This is a genomic window from Bacillus sp. SORGH_AS_0510, assembly GCF_030818775.1.
Classification (GTDB): Bacteria; Bacillota; Bacilli; order Bacillales; family Cytobacillaceae; genus Neobacillus.
Genome location: NZ_JAUTAU010000001.1, coordinates 1,706,117 through 1,722,559 on the forward strand (window position 1 = coordinate 1,706,117; position 16,443 = coordinate 1,722,559).

The following is a 16,443-nucleotide window of genomic DNA, read 5'->3' on the forward strand; positions in this document are numbered from 1 at the left end:
AATCAAACCGAAGTTTTTTATTGCTTATTTTAAAAAACAAATCCACAATGAAACTAGGAAGATTTCCTTACGTTTGGGGAAAATAAATACTATAACGAAAAAGAGATGCTTAATCTCTAAAATAGACACCATTTTATAAATACGTTAGAATTGTACAAAGACTAATCTGCTTTCAATAGTAGGAAAACTAGGATTGCATGTGGAGGTGCATTATATGGCGGAAAAGAACGAATTGATCGTCCCCCTCCTGCCACTTCGAGGATTGCTCGTTTATCCGACAATGGTCCTGCATTTAGATGTAGGTCGTGAAAAATCGGTACAGGCGCTCGAAAAAGCAATGGTTGATGACCATTTAATTTTCTTAACCACTCAAAAGGATGTATCAATCGATGATCCATCAGAAGAGGATATATACAAAATCGGTACGTTAACAAAAGTGAAGCAAATGCTTAAGCTGCCAAACGGAACCATTAGAGTGTTAGTAGAAGGCTTAAACCGTGCGGAAATTGTGTCTATTTATGACGAAGATGATTATTATGCGGTAAGCGTGATGACGTATGAAGATCCTGACACGAAGGATGTCGAAGATCAAGCCTTGATGAGAACGATGCTTGATTATTTTGAGCAATACATAAAACTCTCTAAAAAAATCTCAGCAGAAACATATGCCTCAGTAGCTGATATTGAGGAACCTGGTAGAATGGCGGACATCATTGCGTCTCATTTACCAATCAAGTTGAAGGAAAAGCAAGAAATCCTTGAGACCACTGATGTCAAGAAGCGTGTGAACCGTGTCATTGATATCATTCATAATGAAAAAGAAGTGCTTAATCTGGAAAAGAAGATTGGGCAGCGTGTCAAGCGCTCAATGGAACGTACACAGAAAGAGTACTACCTGCGTGAGCAAATGAAAGCCATTCAAAAAGAATTAGGCGATAAAGAAGGAAAAACTGGCGAGATTGCCGAGCTGACGAAAAAGATTGAAGAAGCGGAAATGCCTGAACATGCGAAAAAGGCTGCTTTAAAGGAACTTGATCGCTATGAAAAGGTTCCATCCAGCTCCGCAGAAAGTGCAGTGATTCGCAATTATATCGATTGGTTGATTACGATTCCTTGGTCGAAAAAGACAGAGGATGATATTGATATCCGCCGTGCAGAAAAAGTATTAAATCAAGACCATTACGGATTGGAAAAGGTCAAGGAGCGTGTGTTGGAGTATTTAGCGGTGCAGAAACTGACTAATTCCTTGAAGGGACCTATTCTTTGTTTGGCAGGACCTCCAGGAGTAGGTAAAACAAGCCTTGCCCGTTCTATCGCTACGTCACTCAATCGTAACTTTGTCCGCGTATCGCTTGGCGGTGTGCGTGATGAATCTGAAATTCGCGGTCATCGAAGAACCTATGTAGGTGCGATGCCAGGACGAATCATCCAAGGGATGAAAAAAGCAGGTACGATTAACCCTGTCTTTTTACTAGACGAAATTGATAAAATGTCTAGCGACTTCCGTGGAGATCCATCCTCCGCTATGCTTGAAGTTTTAGATCCTGAACAAAACCATAATTTTAGCGATCATTACATTGAAGAAACCTATGATTTATCAAAAGTTATGTTTATCGCAACGGCTAATAATTTATCCACCATTCCAGGTCCATTATTAGACAGAATGGAAATTATTAATATTGCAGGTTATACAGAGATTGAAAAAGTTCATATCTGTAGAGATCATTTGTTGCCAAAGCAAATTAAAGAAAATGGGCTGTCAAAAGGAATTCTTCAAGTCCGTGATGATGCAATTACTAAAGTGGTTCGTTATTATACTCGAGAAGCCGGCGTTCGAAGCTTGGAACGTCAAATGGCAACAATTTGTAGAAAAACAGCAAAAATCATTGTTTCTGGTGAAAAGAAGCGAGTAGTGGTTACGGAAAAGAACCTTGAAGAATTTTTAGGAAAACCAAGATTTCATTATGGAATGGCTGAATCGGAAGACCAGGTAGGAGTTGCTACTGGCTTAGCTTATACGACAGTTGGAGGCGATACCCTGCAAATTGAGGTTTCGTTATCACCTGGAAAAGGAAAGCTAGTGCTAACAGGTAAGTTGGGTGATGTCATGAAGGAATCAGCTCAAGCTGCATTTAGTTATGTACGTTCGAGGGCCTCCGAACTTGGTATAGAAGAAAATTTCCATGAAAAATATGATATTCATATTCACGTACCAGAAGGAGCAGTTCCGAAGGATGGACCTTCCGCAGGAATTACGATGGCTACCGCGCTTATTTCGGCATTAACGGGCAAACCGATTAGACGTGAGGTAGGAATGACAGGTGAAATTACCTTAAGAGGAAGAGTGCTTCCAATCGGCGGCTTAAAGGAAAAATCCTTGAGTGCTCATCGTGCGGGTCTGACAAAAGTCATTCTTCCAAAGGATAATGAAAAGGATATCGAGGATATTCCTGAAAGTGTAAGGAATGAATTAGAATTTGTCCCTGTCTCCCATCTAGATGAAGTTTTAAAGCATGCCCTATTAGAAGGAGATACACAATGAAGGTAGTAAGTTCAGACATTGTCATCAGTGCAGTAAGGCCAGAACAGTATCCAGAAACCCATTTGCCTGAATTTGCTCTTGCTGGGCGTTCAAACGTTGGAAAGTCTTCTTTTATAAATAAGATGCTAAACCGAAAAGGATTAGCGAGGATTTCGTCGAAGCCGGGTAAAACACAAACGTTAAACTTTTTCCTAATCAATGAAATTCTCCATTTTGTTGATGTCCCTGGTTACGGATATGCCAAGGTGTCGAAGACGGAGAGGGCTGCATGGGGGAAGATGATTGAAACGTATTTTACCACTCGTGAGCAATTACGGGCAGTCGTATTAATCGTTGACTTACGCCATCCGCCGACTTCGGACGATGTGATGATGTATGATTTCTTAAAACATTATGAAATCCCGTGTGTTGTCATCGCAACGAAGGCAGATAAAATTCCAAGAGGTAAATGGCAAAAACATTTAAAAGTAACACGCGAAACATTAGAGCTTGATAAAAACGATCATCTTGTTGTGTTCTCTTCTGAAACCGGAGAAGGAAAAGACAAGACTTGGTCCATACTTGAGAGCTACATGTAAATTGAAACAAAGAAAACCGCCTGGCAGGTATATTACCAGGCGGTTTTTTATGGATTTTAAGAAAGTATAGAAATCTTTGAGAATTGTCCAGCTCTAGCGCCTAGCCAGTTTTCACCCTGAATAATCTACCTTGAGTATCTTGTAACAATCATGGCTTGATAAAGCGATGATTGTTACAGCTCGGGTCAAATAACCTTCGGCAAGTAAAGTCAAAGAGCGACTTTTCTTGCCGAAGAACATTTGCCTGTCAGGGCTGACTAAGGCGCTTGCGCTTTTCTTTGTTTATTTTTTCTTTTTTAGTAGAAAATAAATACCAACAACAATTAACAGAGCGGGCCAAAATTTCCAGATGAAGCTCATGCCATTTTGTAATAAGCCAAAGTAGCCGGCAATTTTATCATAAAATAGCAGCAATACAGCTAAAATGAGAAAAAGGAAAGCTTGAAACAAGCCTGTATTTGTTTTTTGAAATCGGAGGAAAAAACCAATTGAAATTATGAGAATGAGCATACCAATCGTATGGCTTGGCCAAAAGGACACATGACCGACGAGATGAAAATGGAGCCCAAAACCACTCATAATCACACCAGGAAGAATCGATTCATACTCCTTCGCTGAATAGCCTTGACCTAAAAAAGCAATTCCTACAATTAACAGCAAGGTAGGCCATGTATAAAATTGTTGAAAAATAGTTATGCCTGTTTGCTGCAATAAAAAGTAAGCTCCAAAACCAATTAGAATAATCCCAGGAAAAATACGCTGATTTTTCATTAAAAAACACCACTTCCAATAAGGTTCACTTGAATCTATTCTATTTTTTTGATACTGTACTTAAGGAAGTAAAAAATTAGTCCTATTATTTTTTTATCATAACATATAGTTTCATTTTCTGTTCACATTTTCGGAGCAAAAGTCGAATTTGCTCGTGATATAATCAAACTAGTTATTACTGTTAATGTACTATTAAGTGGGGGTGTACTAACCAAATGCATATTTTAGTAATCGGCCTTAACTATAAAACTGCCCCTGTAGAAATCCGTGAGCGGTTAACATTTAATGAAACCGAACTTGTGGATGCCATTAAAAAGTTAAACACCAAGAAAAGCATCCTAGAAAACATTATCTTGTCAACGTGTAATCGTACGGAGATTTATGCGGTCGTTGATCAGCTTCATACAGGCCGTTATTATATAAAAGAATTTCTGTCTGAATGGTTCGGCTTGGAACAAGCAGAATTCTCTCCATTCTTATTTATTTATGAAGACGATGGAGCCGTCGAGCATTTGTTTAACGTGACTTGTGGATTGAACTCCATGGTACTAGGGGAAACACAAATTCTTGGTCAGGTTCGTACGAGCTTCATGCTGGCACAACAAGAGGAAACGACCGGTTCTGTATTCAATCACTTGTTCAAACAAGCAGTTACGTTGGCAAAAAGAGGTCATTCAGAAACAGATATCGGTGCAAATGCCGTTTCTGTCAGTTATGCTGCCGTGGAATTGGCAAAGAAAATCTTCGGTTCCCTTGCCAACAAGCATGTATTGATTTTTGGAGCAGGGAAAATGGGTGAATTAGCAGCCCAGAACCTGCACGGGAACGGGGTTAAAAAAGTAACGGTTATTAATCGTACGTTCGATAAAGCGAAATCCCTTGCCAGCCGCTTTAATGGGGAAGCTAAGACCTTAGCAGACTTACAGCAGGCACTGATTGAAGCGGATATCTTAATCAGCTCAACAGGTGCAAAAGACTTTGTCATCACGAAAGAAATGATGGCTAAGGTAGAGAAAAAGCGCAAGGGCAAGCCATTGTTCATGGTAGATATTGCTGTACCGCGCGATTTAGACCCAAGAATTTCAGAACTTGAGAATGTCTTTTTATATGATATCGATGATTTAGAAGGCATTGTAGAGGCAAACCTTCAGGAGCGTCAAAAGGCAGCGGCAAAAATTAGACTGATGATTGAAAAAGAAATTGTGGATTTCAAACAGTGGTTAGGAATGCTTGGTGTAGTACCTGTCATCTCGGCACTGCGTGAAAAAGCGTTAGCCATCCAAGCTGAGACAATGGAAAGTCTAGAAAGAAAATTGCCGAATCTATCCGATCGTGACCTTAAAGTACTTAATAAACATACAAAGAGCATTATCAATCAGCTTTTAAAGGATCCGATTCTACAAGCGAAGGAATTGGCTGCAAGACCAGATGCCGAACAGGCAATGGACTTGTTTATGAAAATATTTAATATTGAAGAGCTTGTTGAAGAACAACATTCGAGAGCAGCCGAAGTTACCCCATCACCGGTTCTTAGACCGCAGGCTTCCTTTCAGTCATAAGGGGTACATTCTATGTTTGACGTCTTTATGACAAGGCTTCATGAATTAACGGTTGTTCTATATGCCTTCAGTGTGTTGTTATATTTCTTTGATTTCATTCACCATAACCGGAAGGCGAACCGAATTGCCTTCTGGTTACTTGCATTTGTATGGGTTTTACAAACGGTCTTCCTATTTTTCTATATGACGAAAACAGGAAGGTTCCCTGTATTAACTATTTTTGAGGGACTCTATTTTTATGCCTGGGTATTAGTAACATTGTCAATTGTGATTAATCACTTACTACGAGTCGATTTTATCGTCTTTTTTACCAATATCCTTGGCTTTACCGTTATGGCCATCCATACTTTTGCACCGATGCAATATCATTCACAGATCATGGCAAAACAGTTGGTGTCGGAACTACTATTAATCCATATAACAATGGCGATTCTTTCGTATGGGGCCTTTTCACTTTCGTTTGTCTTTTCAGCCCTTTACCTGCTTCAATACGATTTATTGAAACAAAAAAAGTGGGGAACTCGGCTAGTAAGGCTGGCAGATTTAGATAAACTCGAAAGGTCATCTTACATAACAGCTGTCATTGGTGTCCCGATGCTACTCCTTAGTCTAATTTTAGGCTTACAGTGGGCCTTTCTAAAGGTACCTGGAATGCCGTGGTATGATATGAAAATTATTGGGTCGTTTTTATTGCTTACAGCTTACAGCATTTATTTATATCTCCGGATCGGAAAAAATCTATCTGGCAGGAAATTAGCCATTTGGAATACCGCTTCTTTTTTAATAGTATTAATTAACTTTTTCTTATTTGGTCGATTATCATCTTTCCATTTATGGTATTCATAATCCTAGGAGGCAGTCATGAGAAAAATTATTGTAGGTTCTAGACGGAGCAAATTGGCATTAACTCAAACCAATTGGGTGATTGAACAGCTGAAGAAGCTGGATCCCCGCTTTGAGTTTGAAGTAAAAGAAATCGTAACCAAAGGCGATAAAATCCTTGATGTTCAACTTTCAAAAGTGGGTGGCAAAGGGTTATTCGTTAAGGAAATAGAGCAAGCTATGCTTGATAAAGAGATTGATATGGCCGTTCATAGTATGAAAGACATGCCAGCTGTATTACCTGAGGGTCTTACAATCGGCTGTATTCCTTTCCGTGAAGACCACCGTGATGCTCTGATTTCGAGAGATCATGTGAAATTGAAAGATTTAAAGCCGGGTGCCATTGTGGGTACGAGCAGCCTTCGCCGCAGTGCTCAAATATTAGCTCAACGTCCTGACTTAGAGATTAAATGGATTCGCGGAAATGTCGATACTAGACTAGCAAAATTAAAGGAAGAAGAATATGATGCCATCATATTAGCAGCCGCTGGGCTTTCCCGTCTTGGATGGGCAACAGACGTTGTAACTGAATTTATTGATGCAGATATTTGTATTCCGGCTGTCGGCCAAGGAGCATTATCTATTGAATGCCGTGAGGATGATAAGGAATTACTAGAACTATTTGAAAAATTCACTTGTAAGAAAACAGAAAGAGCGGTCCGTGCAGAACGTGCCTTCCTGCAAAAAATGGAGGGTGGCTGCCAGGTGCCAATTGCCGGCTTTGCCCGTGTGGATGAAAATGACGAAGTCGTGTTGAATGTACTCGTTGCTTCTCCAGAGGGTCAAGAGATCTACAAAGAGGAACTAAGAGGCCAAAATCCGGAAGAGCTTGGTGTGCAGGCTGCTGACTTATTAATTGAAAAAGGAGCCAAGGACCTGATTGAAAAGGTAAAACGGGAGCTTGAAGGTCGATGATCCAATCGTTGCCCCTGCTTGATAAAAAGGTTCTTGTTCCAAGAGGGGAGAGCCATGCAAGATCCTTTTCACAGCTTGTGGAAAGAGAAGGAGGGATTCCTATTGAAATCCCTCTTATTGCCTTTCGACCCGTTGAACAAATCGATCGCTTTCAAGACTCCTTGAAGGCCCTTGATACATATGACTGGATTATTTTTACGAGCAATGTAACGGTTGAAACCTTTTTTTCTTTTTACAAAAAAGAAATGATAGGCGAAGCTTTTCCGAAAATCGCTGTGATTGGTAAAAAGACGGCAGAGGTTTTAATGGAAAAAGGATTGACTCCTGCATTTATCCCATCTGCATATGTAGCAGAGGTGTTTGTGGAGGAGTTTCAGCCCTATATCCAACATGGTATGCGGGTTTTGCTACCAAAAGGAAATCTTGCGCGGGAATACATTTCGCAGGCTTTGACAGAAGTCGGTGCTGTAGTGGATGAAATTGTTATTTACGAAACATATCTGCCCGATGAAAGCCGAGAAAAATTGGCTAGAATGTTAGCAGTTGAACAGTTGGATATTTTGCTGTTTACTAGTCCTTCTACAGTGGACCATTTGATGGAGGTAGTTAACACGTACGGACTCGAGCAACAGCTGAAAAAGTGTGTTATTGGTTGTATTGGACCGGTAACAGAAAAAAAGCTGGCGGAATACGGACTGCCTGTTCATGCTTCGCCACAAGAATATACCGTTAAAGACATGATAAAAAGCACAATTGCTTACTTAGATAGGGAGGAAACATAAATGGAACTTCAATTCAAACGTCACCGCCGCCTGCGTTCTAGTGCCAGCATGCGCGCGCTTGTTAGAGAAAATCATCTGAAGGCGGAGGACTTTATTTATCCGCTGTTTATTTATGAAGGGGAAAACATTCGCAACGAAGTGTCGTCAATGCCGGGTGTATTCCAGGTATCAATCGATCATCTTCATGCAGAAATGGAAGATATCGTGGCACACGGTATTAAGTCTGTTCTATTATTCGGTATTCCAGCGACTAAGGATGCTTGTGGTGAACAAGCCTACCATGACCACGGGATCGTTCAGGTAGCAACACGTTATATTAAAGAGCATTTCCCAGAAATCATCGTTGTAGCAGATACTTGTTTATGCGAATACACAAGCCATGGACACTGTGGTGTTGTGGAAGGCGAGAAGATTCTAAACGATGAGTCATTAGATCTTCTTGTAAAAACAGCTATTGCACAAGCTCAAGCAGGGGCTGACATTATTGCGCCATCTAACATGATGGATGGCTTTGTGGCTGCGATCCGTGCGGGTCTTGATGAAGCTGGTTTTACAGAGATTCCAATTATGTCTTATGCCGTGAAATATGCTTCTGCATTCTACGGACCATTCCGTGAAGCAGCAGAAGGTGCACCACAATTCGGTGACCGTAAAACCTATCAAATGGATCCTGCAAACCGCATGGAAGCATTCAGAGAAGCGGAATCAGATGTGGCAGAGGGTGCGGATTTCTTAATTGTTAAGCCAGGTATGCCATACCTTGATATTGTTCGTGATATGAAAAATACCTTTAACCTGCCTATCGTTATTTATAACGTAAGCGGTGAATACTCCATGATTAAGGCCGCTTCTGCTAACGGCTGGATTGACGAGAAGAACACAGTGCTTGAAATGTTGATGGGGATGAAGCGCGCGGGTGCAGACTTGATCATCACCTATGCAGCAAAAGATGCGATTCGCTGGTTAAAAGAAGACCAATAATCATTTTTGAAAAGAGGGAAAAGGATGCGCTCGTATACTAATTCGATTGAAGCATTTAAAGAAGCCCAAAACCTGATGCCCGGCGGCGTAAACAGCCCGGTTCGTGCATTTAAATCAGTAAATATGGACCCGATTTTTATGGAAAGAGGAAAAGGGTCTAAGATTTATGATATCGATGGCAATGAATACATCGACTATGTTCTTTCATGGGGACCACTGATTCTTGGTCATACCAATGACCGTGTTGTAGAAGCGATGAAAAAGGTAGTGGAGCTTGGCACAAGCTATGGTGCTCCTACCTTGATGGAAAATGAGCTGGCAAAGCTTGTAATTGAACGTGTTCCATCGATCGAAGTCGTTCGCATGGTATCTTCCGGTACAGAAGCAACGATGAGTGCTCTTCGTTTAGCAAGAGGCTATACAGGCCGTAATAAGATTTTAAAATTTGAAGGCTGTTACCACGGTCACGGGGATTCTCTTTTAATTAAAGCGGGTTCAGGTGTGGCTACGCTAGGTCTTCCGGACAGCCCTGGAGTTCCACAAGGTGTGGCATCAAATACGATTACCGTGGCCTATAACGACCTTGAAGGCGTAAGATATGCGTTTGAACAATTCGGTGATGATATCGCGTGTATCATTGTTGAACCTGTGGCTGGAAATATGGGTCTTGTTCCTCCACTTCCAGGCTTCTTGGAAGGGCTGCGCGAGATTACTTCAACTAACGGGGCATTGCTTATCTTTGACGAGGTTATGACCGGTTTCCGCGTGGGCTACAACTGTGCACAAGGATTCTTTAATGTAACACCTGATATTACGTGTCTTGGAAAAGTAATCGGTGGCGGACTTCCAGTAGGAGCATACGGTGGTAAAGCCGAAATCATGCGCCAAATCGCTCCAAGCGGGCCAATTTATCAAGCAGGAACTCTTTCAGGTAACCCGCTTGCCATGACAGCCGGATATGAAACCTTGAGCCAATTAACTCCAGAACATTATGAAGAGTTTATCCGCAAGGGTGATCTTCTAGAAAAAGGCTTTAAGGCAGCTGCGGAAAAATATGATATTCCAATCACATTCAACCGCGCTGGTTCCATGATTGGTTTCTTCTTTACCAATGAAGAGGTTGTTAATTTTGAAAAAGCAAAAACATCTAATTTAGATTTCTTTGCTGAATACTACCGTGAAATGGCGGAGCAGGGTATCTTTTTACCACCTTCTCAATTCGAGGGATTATTCTTATCGACTGCCCACACGGATGAAGATATCGAGAAGACAATTCAAGCAGCGGAAGTTGCTTTTTCGAAGCTTAAATAAAATTTGGAGCACTCACCTGAATTTTGGTGGGTGCTTTTTTTGTGGGGTGGGTGTATTGGTTGGTAAAATATGGAAAAATATCCAATATCCTCGAAAAATGAGCCAATCTCCATCGAAAATCAGCCAATCTCCATCGAAAATCAGCCAATCACTAATAAAAATCAGCCAATCACGTTTAATTTTGAGCCAATCAATTAAAATTCATTTTATAAATACCAAAATTTGTGTAAAAAGGCGTACATTTTGGTGTGAAATTACACTCCGTCATACCGGTGAACTGATTTATCGGCGAATTCTCCCATGTTATCAGCGAATTCCAATCCTCTATCAGCGAATTTTCCCATGTTATCGGCGAATTCAGACCTTTTATCAGCGAATCTGAAAATCGACCCAAGTTTGCAACCGAATACGAACGAATCAAACCAGAATAACCCTAATTCTTTTCCTTCCACCATAATGTTTTTATCATAAATAAATCCCTTCGTTCATAGAGTGAAAGTGACATAGTGATTTTGCGTGAAGGATACGAAAGGAGGAGTCGCTTTGTCCCAAGAGAATCAATCGTGCCTACGATTTTCTTTGGAGGAATCTTTGTGGTTTAGAAAAGGACAGGAAGTCGAGGAACTTCTATCGATTTCTCTAGACCCGGATATTACCATCCAGGAAAACGATCAGTACGTAACCATACGTGGTTCGTTGGAGCTTACCGGCGAATATAAAAGTTACGAATCTAGCAATGAGGGCGGGGACGACGAAGTAACGTCCCAAAAGTTTGTCGAGAGGGTGGCTGAACGCGAGGAAGAAGGTACTTGTGAGTTTTCACATCGTTTCCCAGTCGATATCACCATCCCGAATAATCGGATTCAAAGCATCTATGACATCGATGTTCTCGTGGAATCCTTTGACTATTCAACGCCAGAGCGCAGTTGTCTCAAGCTATCTGCTGAGCTGACCATCAGTGGGTTATATGGCTCGGAGCAGCAGCAACAAGAAGAACAACCAGAGTATGAGATACTTAACCGTTACGAAACAGAAGAAGAAGAGGAAGAAGAAGCAGCCATTGAACAAGCGGCTGTCCAAAGCACATACCAGAACAACTATTTATTCGAAGCAGAGGCAAGAAAGCAACAGGAAGAAGAAAGTGTGGAAGCTGTGCCGAGATTTCCAACTTTCAACTATCAGCCGTCAGCAGAGGAACAGGAAGAATATGAACCTGCCTGGGCAAGAAGCGAGCCTAGTCAGCCGGTTGAAGTTGAAGAAGAAGTAGTGGTTGTTCATGAAGAGGCAGCACCACAAATAGAGGTAGTCTTCGAAGAGGAAGTCGTACACGTAGAAGAAAGCTCTTCTTCATCCTCATCTGATGAACCACCGAAGGCGAAAAAGAAAAAGCCAGCCAAGAAGAAGAGTATGACGCTCACGGAATTTTTTGCAAGGAAAGACGAAGCCTCTGACCAAGCGAAATTAAGAGTTTGTATTGTACAAAAAGGCGATACCGTAAATACCCTTGCAGATCGTTATGATGTAACGGTACAAAATCTATTGCGCGTTAACAATCTAGAACTCAATCAAGATGTGTACGAGGGGCAGGTCTTATACATCCCAAGTGCATTTGTAAGTAGATAATGATTCACAAAAGGTGAGCGGGTTTTCTTTGACCTGCTCAGCTTCTTTTAAAAGCTAATTCGGCTTTTTCATTGAAAGAAGGGCGAATTCAAATGAATGAGACCAATCTAGTACAACAACTGGCACCGATTTTACAAAACTATTATATTGAACCTCATTTTGTTGAGGATTATGGGACGGTTCAAAAAATTTACTCCCATAAAGGGACATTTGCCTTAAAGAAAATCAATCCTGCTATTGGGACGGATTTCATTCGTCATGTGCATCTACTTTATCAAAAAGGGTTTAATCGAATCGTGCCAATTTATCCGACGATGGACGGCAGGTATGCCGTGCTTCACGAGAATGAATTGTATTATCTGATGCCCTGGATGTCTAATGATGTAACAAGTAACCGTGAAACTACCAATCAGCAATTATTTCGCGAATTAGCAAGGCTCCATACTCTTTCGGCAAAAGAAGTAACGGTCAATAAAGAAGAACGAACGGAGCATTATGAAAAAACGATTCAGCAAATGGAAAAACATCAAGAATTCCTTGAGGGCTTTATCGATCAATGTGAAAAAAAGACCTACATGTCACCGTTTGAACTGTTGTATTGCATGTATTACAACGAAATAAGCCAGGCGCTAAGGTTTTCCAAGTCAAAGTTTGAAGAATGGTACGAAAACACAAAGGATACTGAAAAAGCTCGCATGGTGATTACGCACGGGAAATTAGCTGCCGAGCATTTCTTATTTGATGATCGCGGGTACGGCTATTTCATTAACTTTGAGAATGCCCGATATGGTTCGCCCATCCATGATCTTCTTCCGTATCTTTCTCGTGCCATCAATACGAGACCGAAGCGGAATGATACAGCGATTGACTGGGTGTATCATTATCTAAAATATTTTCCATACAAGCCGGATGAGAAGCTATTATTCTTCAGCTATTTAGCCCTTCCGATACCGATCATTCAGGTGGCGGAAAGCTATTACCGCAAGCAGAAGCCCAAGAATGAATTGAAGTATGTGACCCAGTTACAACAAAAGTATTGGCATTTAAAGAATTCGGAGTATATTGTGATGAAAATGACGGAAATTGAAAATGCACAGAAAGCAAAAGAAGGAGCCCAGCAGCAGTCATAACTCTGCAAGATGGGCTCCTTAAACTATGTCAAAATAGATAGAAACAGCAATGACAAGAAAACAGGTTAATAGCAATACATCGAAAATAGTTGGTAAAAGCAATGTCCGGATAAATTGAAAAATAGTAAACGGAACAATCAACTGGGCAGCAATCCTTCGGCACGTAATGAACCAAGGTTTGTATTTGTACTTATGAAAATTCCTCTTCATCCCAGAACCTCCCCATTGGGATTTGACATTTATTTATATATATTCCAAATGCCCATAGAAGTTCTCCATTAAATACATACAGTATAAAAAATAAAAAAATTGGTTATCATGATTGACGTCAAACCCTTTTTTTCGGTAGTATAACTATATAATTTAAAAAACAAAGCATAGACAGGGAAGAGTACGATGCCATCCTGCTTTTAGAGAGGGAAATCATTAGCTGAAAGATTTCCTAAGAGGAACATCAGAAGGTCGCCCTAGAGCTTCTTTAGCGAACGGATTCAATGATCCTATTAGTTGAAGACGGATGAAATCCGTTATCCCGTTAAGTGCCAATCCAGTTTTTTATGGATTGGAAAAAAGGTGGTACCGCGAAGCAAACTCCATTCGTCCTTTTATGACGATTGGGGTTTTTTGTTTTTCAGTGGAAAGGATTACAAGAAGGAGGAAGTAACATGGAAACAAAAGGATTAACAATGCCAACGAAGTACGATCCACAGACAATAGAAAAAGGTCGTTATGACTGGTGGCTGCAAGGAAAGTATTTTGAAGCGAAAGATGATGAGGGAAAACAACCGTATACCGTTGTTATTCCACCACCAAACGTAACAGGAAAGCTTCACCTAGGTCACGCATGGGATACAACCCTTCAAGATATCGTTACACGAATGAAACGGATGCAAGGCTATGATGTCCTTTGGCTTCCTGGTATGGACCATGCCGGAATTGCCACACAGGCAAAGGTAGAACAGAAACTGCGCAGTGAAGGCAAGAGCCGTTACGATTTAGGCCGTGAAAAGTTTGTTGAAGAGACATGGAAGTGGAAGGAAGAATATGCTTCACACATCCGTCAGCAATGGTCAAAGCTTGGCTTAGGTCTTGATTACAGCCGTGAGCGTTTCACATTAGATGAAGGCTTATCAGATGCGGTTCGCGAAGTATTCGTTACCCTTTATAATAAAGGCCTAATCTATCGCGGCGAATATATCATTAACTGGGACCCTTCAACAAAAACAGCCCTATCTGACATTGAAGTTATCTACAAAGATGTTCAGGGTGCCTTTTACCATATGAAATATCCATTAGCAGATGGTTCTGGCTCGATCGAGGTTGCAACTACACGTCCAGAAACCATGCTTGGTGATACAGCGGTTGCGGTACATCCGGAAGACGATCGCTACAAGCATTTGATTGGAAAAACAGTCATTCTGCCAATCGTTGGCCGTGAAATTCCAATTGTTGCAGACGATTATGTAGATATGGACTTCGGTTCTGGGGCAGTAAAAATTACACCTGCACATGACCCGAACGATTTCGAACTAGGGAACCGTCACAATCTTGAGCGTATACTTGTGATGAACGAAGACGGTTCTATGAATGACAAAGCAGGAAAATATAAAGGCATGGATCGCTTCGAATGCCGTAAGCAAATCGTGAAAGACCTTCAAGAACAAGGCGTTCTTTTCAAAATTGAAGAGCATCTTCATTCCGTTGGTCACTCTGAGCGTAGTGGTGCAGTAGTTGAACCATATCTTTCTACACAATGGTTTGTAAAAATGCAGCCGCTCGCTAATGAAGCGATAGCCCTACAAGAGAAAGAAAATAAAGTAAACTTCGTTCCTGACCGTTTTGAAAAAACGTATCTACGTTGGATGGAAAATATCCGCGACTGGTGTATTTCACGTCAGCTCTGGTGGGGACACCGTATTCCAGCTTGGTACCACAAGGAAACAGGAGAAGTTTTTGTAGGTCATGAAGCACCAGCAGACGCAGAGAACTGGGAGCAGGATAAAGACGTACTTGATACTTGGTTCAGTTCAGCATTATGGCCGTTCTCAACCATGGGTTGGCCTAACAAGGAAGCCGCCGATTTCAAACGCTACTTCCCAACAGACGTTCTTGTAACGGGTTACGATATCATTTTCTTCTGGGTATCCAGAATGATTTTCCAAAGTATTGAATTCACTGGCGAGCGTCCATTCAAAGATGTTCTGATCCACGGTTTGGTTCGGGATGAACAAGGTCGCAAAATGAGTAAATCGCTTGGAAACGGTGTCGATCCAATGGATGTGATTGATCAATACGGGGCAGACTCCTTACGATACTTCCTATCAACAGGATCGTCACCAGGTCAGGACTTACGCTACAGCACCGAAAAGGTAGAGGCAACTTGGAACTTTGCGAATAAAATTTGGAATGCTTCCCGTTTTGCCTTAATGAACATGGATGGCCTAACCTACGAAGAAATTGATTTCAGTGGTGAAAAATCAGTAGCAGATAAGTGGATTTTAACAAGATTAAATGAAACGATCGACCACGTAACAAAGCTTTCTGACCGCTATGAATTCGGTGAAGTAGGCCGCGCGCTATACAACTTCATTTGGGATGACTTCTGTGACTGGTACATCGAAATGGCGAAACTTCCATTATACGGTGAAGATGAAGCGGCTAAGAAAACCACTCGTTCCATTTTAGCTTATGTATTAGACCAGACGATGCGTCTATTACATCCGTTCATGCCATTCATTACCGAGGAAATTTGGCAGAACCTTCCACATGCTGGAGAGTCCATTACGACAGCTGCATGGCCAGAAGTAAAGCCAGAGCTTTCCGATGAACAGGCTGCACAAGATATGAAGCTTCTCATGGAAATGATTCGTGCGGTACGAAATATTCGTGCGGAAGTAAACACACCAATGAGCAAGAAAATTAAAATGCTGGTTAAAGCGAAGGACGAACAAGTTCTAAAAGCGATTGAAACGAATCGCAGCTATATCGAGCGCTTCTGTAATCCAGAGGAATTACAAATGGGCATCGATATGGAATCACCTGAAAAAGCGATGACGGCTGTTATTACAGGCTTAGAAATCATTCTTCCGCTTGAAGGTTTAATTAATATCGACGAAGAAATCGCTCGTCTTGAAAAAGAATACGAGAAGTTAAATAAAGAAGTAGAACGTGTCCAAAAGAAATTAAGCAATGAAGGCTTCATGAAAAAAGCACCTGAAAGTGTCGTTGCTGAAGAGCGTGCCAAAGAACAGGACTATCTAGAAAAGAGAGGCATTGTTGAAGCACGCATTAAAGAATTAAGAGGGTAATAACAGTTGGTGAGGCGAATTCCAGATTGGAATTCGTCTTCCCTTTATAAAAAGAAACTAA

Annotated in this window: 14 protein-coding genes and 1 other annotated feature; of the genes, 12 read left to right on the forward strand and 2 right to left on the reverse strand. The window is 41.2% G+C overall.

The window, feature by feature from the left end:
- The first annotated feature begins 214 nt into the window (after positions 1 to 214).
- The gene (gene lon / locus QE429_RS08615) at positions 215 to 2,542 is read left to right on the forward strand and encodes an endopeptidase La (protein ID WP_307286360.1); all 2,328 of its coding nucleotides are present in this window, start codon (positions 215 to 217) and stop codon (positions 2,540 to 2,542) included.
- The gene (gene yihA, locus QE429_RS08620; RefSeq protein WP_307286362.1) at positions 2,539 to 3,120 is read left to right on the forward strand and encodes a ribosome biogenesis GTP-binding protein YihA/YsxC; all 582 of its coding nucleotides are present in this window, start codon (positions 2,539 to 2,541) and stop codon (positions 3,118 to 3,120) included. Before lon ends, yihA begins: the two co-directional genes overlap by 4 nt.
- 282 nt (positions 3,121 to 3,402) lie before the next feature.
- Here the strand turns inward: yihA and QE429_RS08625 are convergent, their stop codons facing one another.
- On the reverse strand, positions 3,403 to 3,891 hold the full coding sequence (locus QE429_RS08625; RefSeq protein WP_307286365.1) for a LiaF transmembrane domain-containing protein: 489 nt from the start codon (positions 3,889 to 3,891) through the stop codon (positions 3,403 to 3,405).
- Positions 3,892 to 4,106: 215 nt separating this feature from the next.
- Between QE429_RS08625 and hemA the strand changes: the two genes are divergently transcribed.
- The 9 genes from hemA to ysxE all read left to right on the forward strand — a co-directional run bounded on the left by hemA (position 4,107) and on the right by ysxE (position 13,074).
- Positions 4,107 to 5,450 carry a glutamyl-tRNA reductase gene (gene hemA, locus QE429_RS08630; protein WP_307286367.1) on the forward strand — a complete coding sequence of 448 codons (1,344 nt, stop codon included), beginning with the start codon at positions 4,107 to 4,109 and terminating at the stop codon, positions 5,448 to 5,450.
- Positions 5,451 to 5,462: 12 nt separating this feature from the next.
- Positions 5,463 to 6,296, forward strand: a complete 834-nt coding sequence (locus tag QE429_RS08635) for a cytochrome C assembly family protein (protein WP_307286369.1) — start codon at positions 5,463 to 5,465, stop codon at positions 6,294 to 6,296.
- A gap of 15 nt (positions 6,297 to 6,311) precedes the next feature.
- Positions 6,312 to 7,247 (forward strand): hydroxymethylbilane synthase, encoded by a 936-nt coding sequence (gene hemC / locus QE429_RS08640; RefSeq protein WP_307286372.1) that lies wholly within the window; start codon positions 6,312 to 6,314, stop codon positions 7,245 to 7,247.
- The gene (locus tag QE429_RS08645) at positions 7,244 to 8,029 is read left to right on the forward strand and encodes a uroporphyrinogen-III synthase (RefSeq protein WP_307286374.1); all 786 of its coding nucleotides are present in this window, start codon (positions 7,244 to 7,246) and stop codon (positions 8,027 to 8,029) included. The genes hemC and QE429_RS08645 overlap by 4 nt, the downstream gene beginning before the upstream one ends.
- Positions 8,030 to 9,010 carry a porphobilinogen synthase gene (gene hemB, locus QE429_RS08650; RefSeq protein WP_307286377.1) on the forward strand — a complete coding sequence of 327 codons (981 nt, stop codon included), beginning with the start codon at positions 8,030 to 8,032 and terminating at the stop codon, positions 9,008 to 9,010.
- Between the two features lie 24 nt (positions 9,011 to 9,034).
- Complete coding sequence (gene hemL / locus QE429_RS08655; RefSeq protein ID WP_307286380.1) at positions 9,035 to 10,321, forward strand: glutamate-1-semialdehyde 2,1-aminomutase; 1,287 nt, start codon at positions 9,035 to 9,037, stop codon at positions 10,319 to 10,321.
- Between the two features lie 69 nt (positions 10,322 to 10,390).
- A complete protein-coding gene (locus QE429_RS08660) occupies positions 10,391 to 10,519 on the forward strand; it encodes a hypothetical protein (RefSeq protein ID WP_307286382.1) in 129 nt (42 codons plus the stop codon).
- A gap of 318 nt (positions 10,520 to 10,837) precedes the next feature.
- Complete coding sequence (gene spoVID, locus QE429_RS08665) at positions 10,838 to 11,944, forward strand: stage VI sporulation protein D (protein WP_307286384.1); 1,107 nt, start codon at positions 10,838 to 10,840, stop codon at positions 11,942 to 11,944.
- A gap of 92 nt (positions 11,945 to 12,036) precedes the next feature.
- A complete protein-coding gene (gene ysxE / locus QE429_RS08670; protein ID WP_307286386.1) occupies positions 12,037 to 13,074 on the forward strand; it encodes a spore coat protein YsxE in 1,038 nt (345 codons plus the stop codon).
- Positions 13,075 to 13,092: 18 nt separating this feature from the next.
- Here the strand turns inward: ysxE and QE429_RS08675 are convergent, their stop codons facing one another.
- On the reverse strand, positions 13,093 to 13,284 hold the full coding sequence (locus QE429_RS08675; RefSeq protein ID WP_307286389.1) for a hypothetical protein: 192 nt from the start codon (positions 13,282 to 13,284) through the stop codon (positions 13,093 to 13,095).
- A gap of 159 nt (positions 13,285 to 13,443) precedes the next feature.
- Positions 13,444 to 13,682 (forward strand) — a binding site (T-box leader).
- Positions 13,683 to 13,739: 57 nt separating this feature from the next.
- Between QE429_RS08675 and QE429_RS08680 the strand changes: the two genes are divergently transcribed.
- Positions 13,740 to 16,382, forward strand: a complete 2,643-nt coding sequence (locus QE429_RS08680; RefSeq protein ID WP_307286392.1) for a valine--tRNA ligase — start codon at positions 13,740 to 13,742, stop codon at positions 16,380 to 16,382.
- Positions 16,383 to 16,443 lie beyond the last annotated feature (61 nt).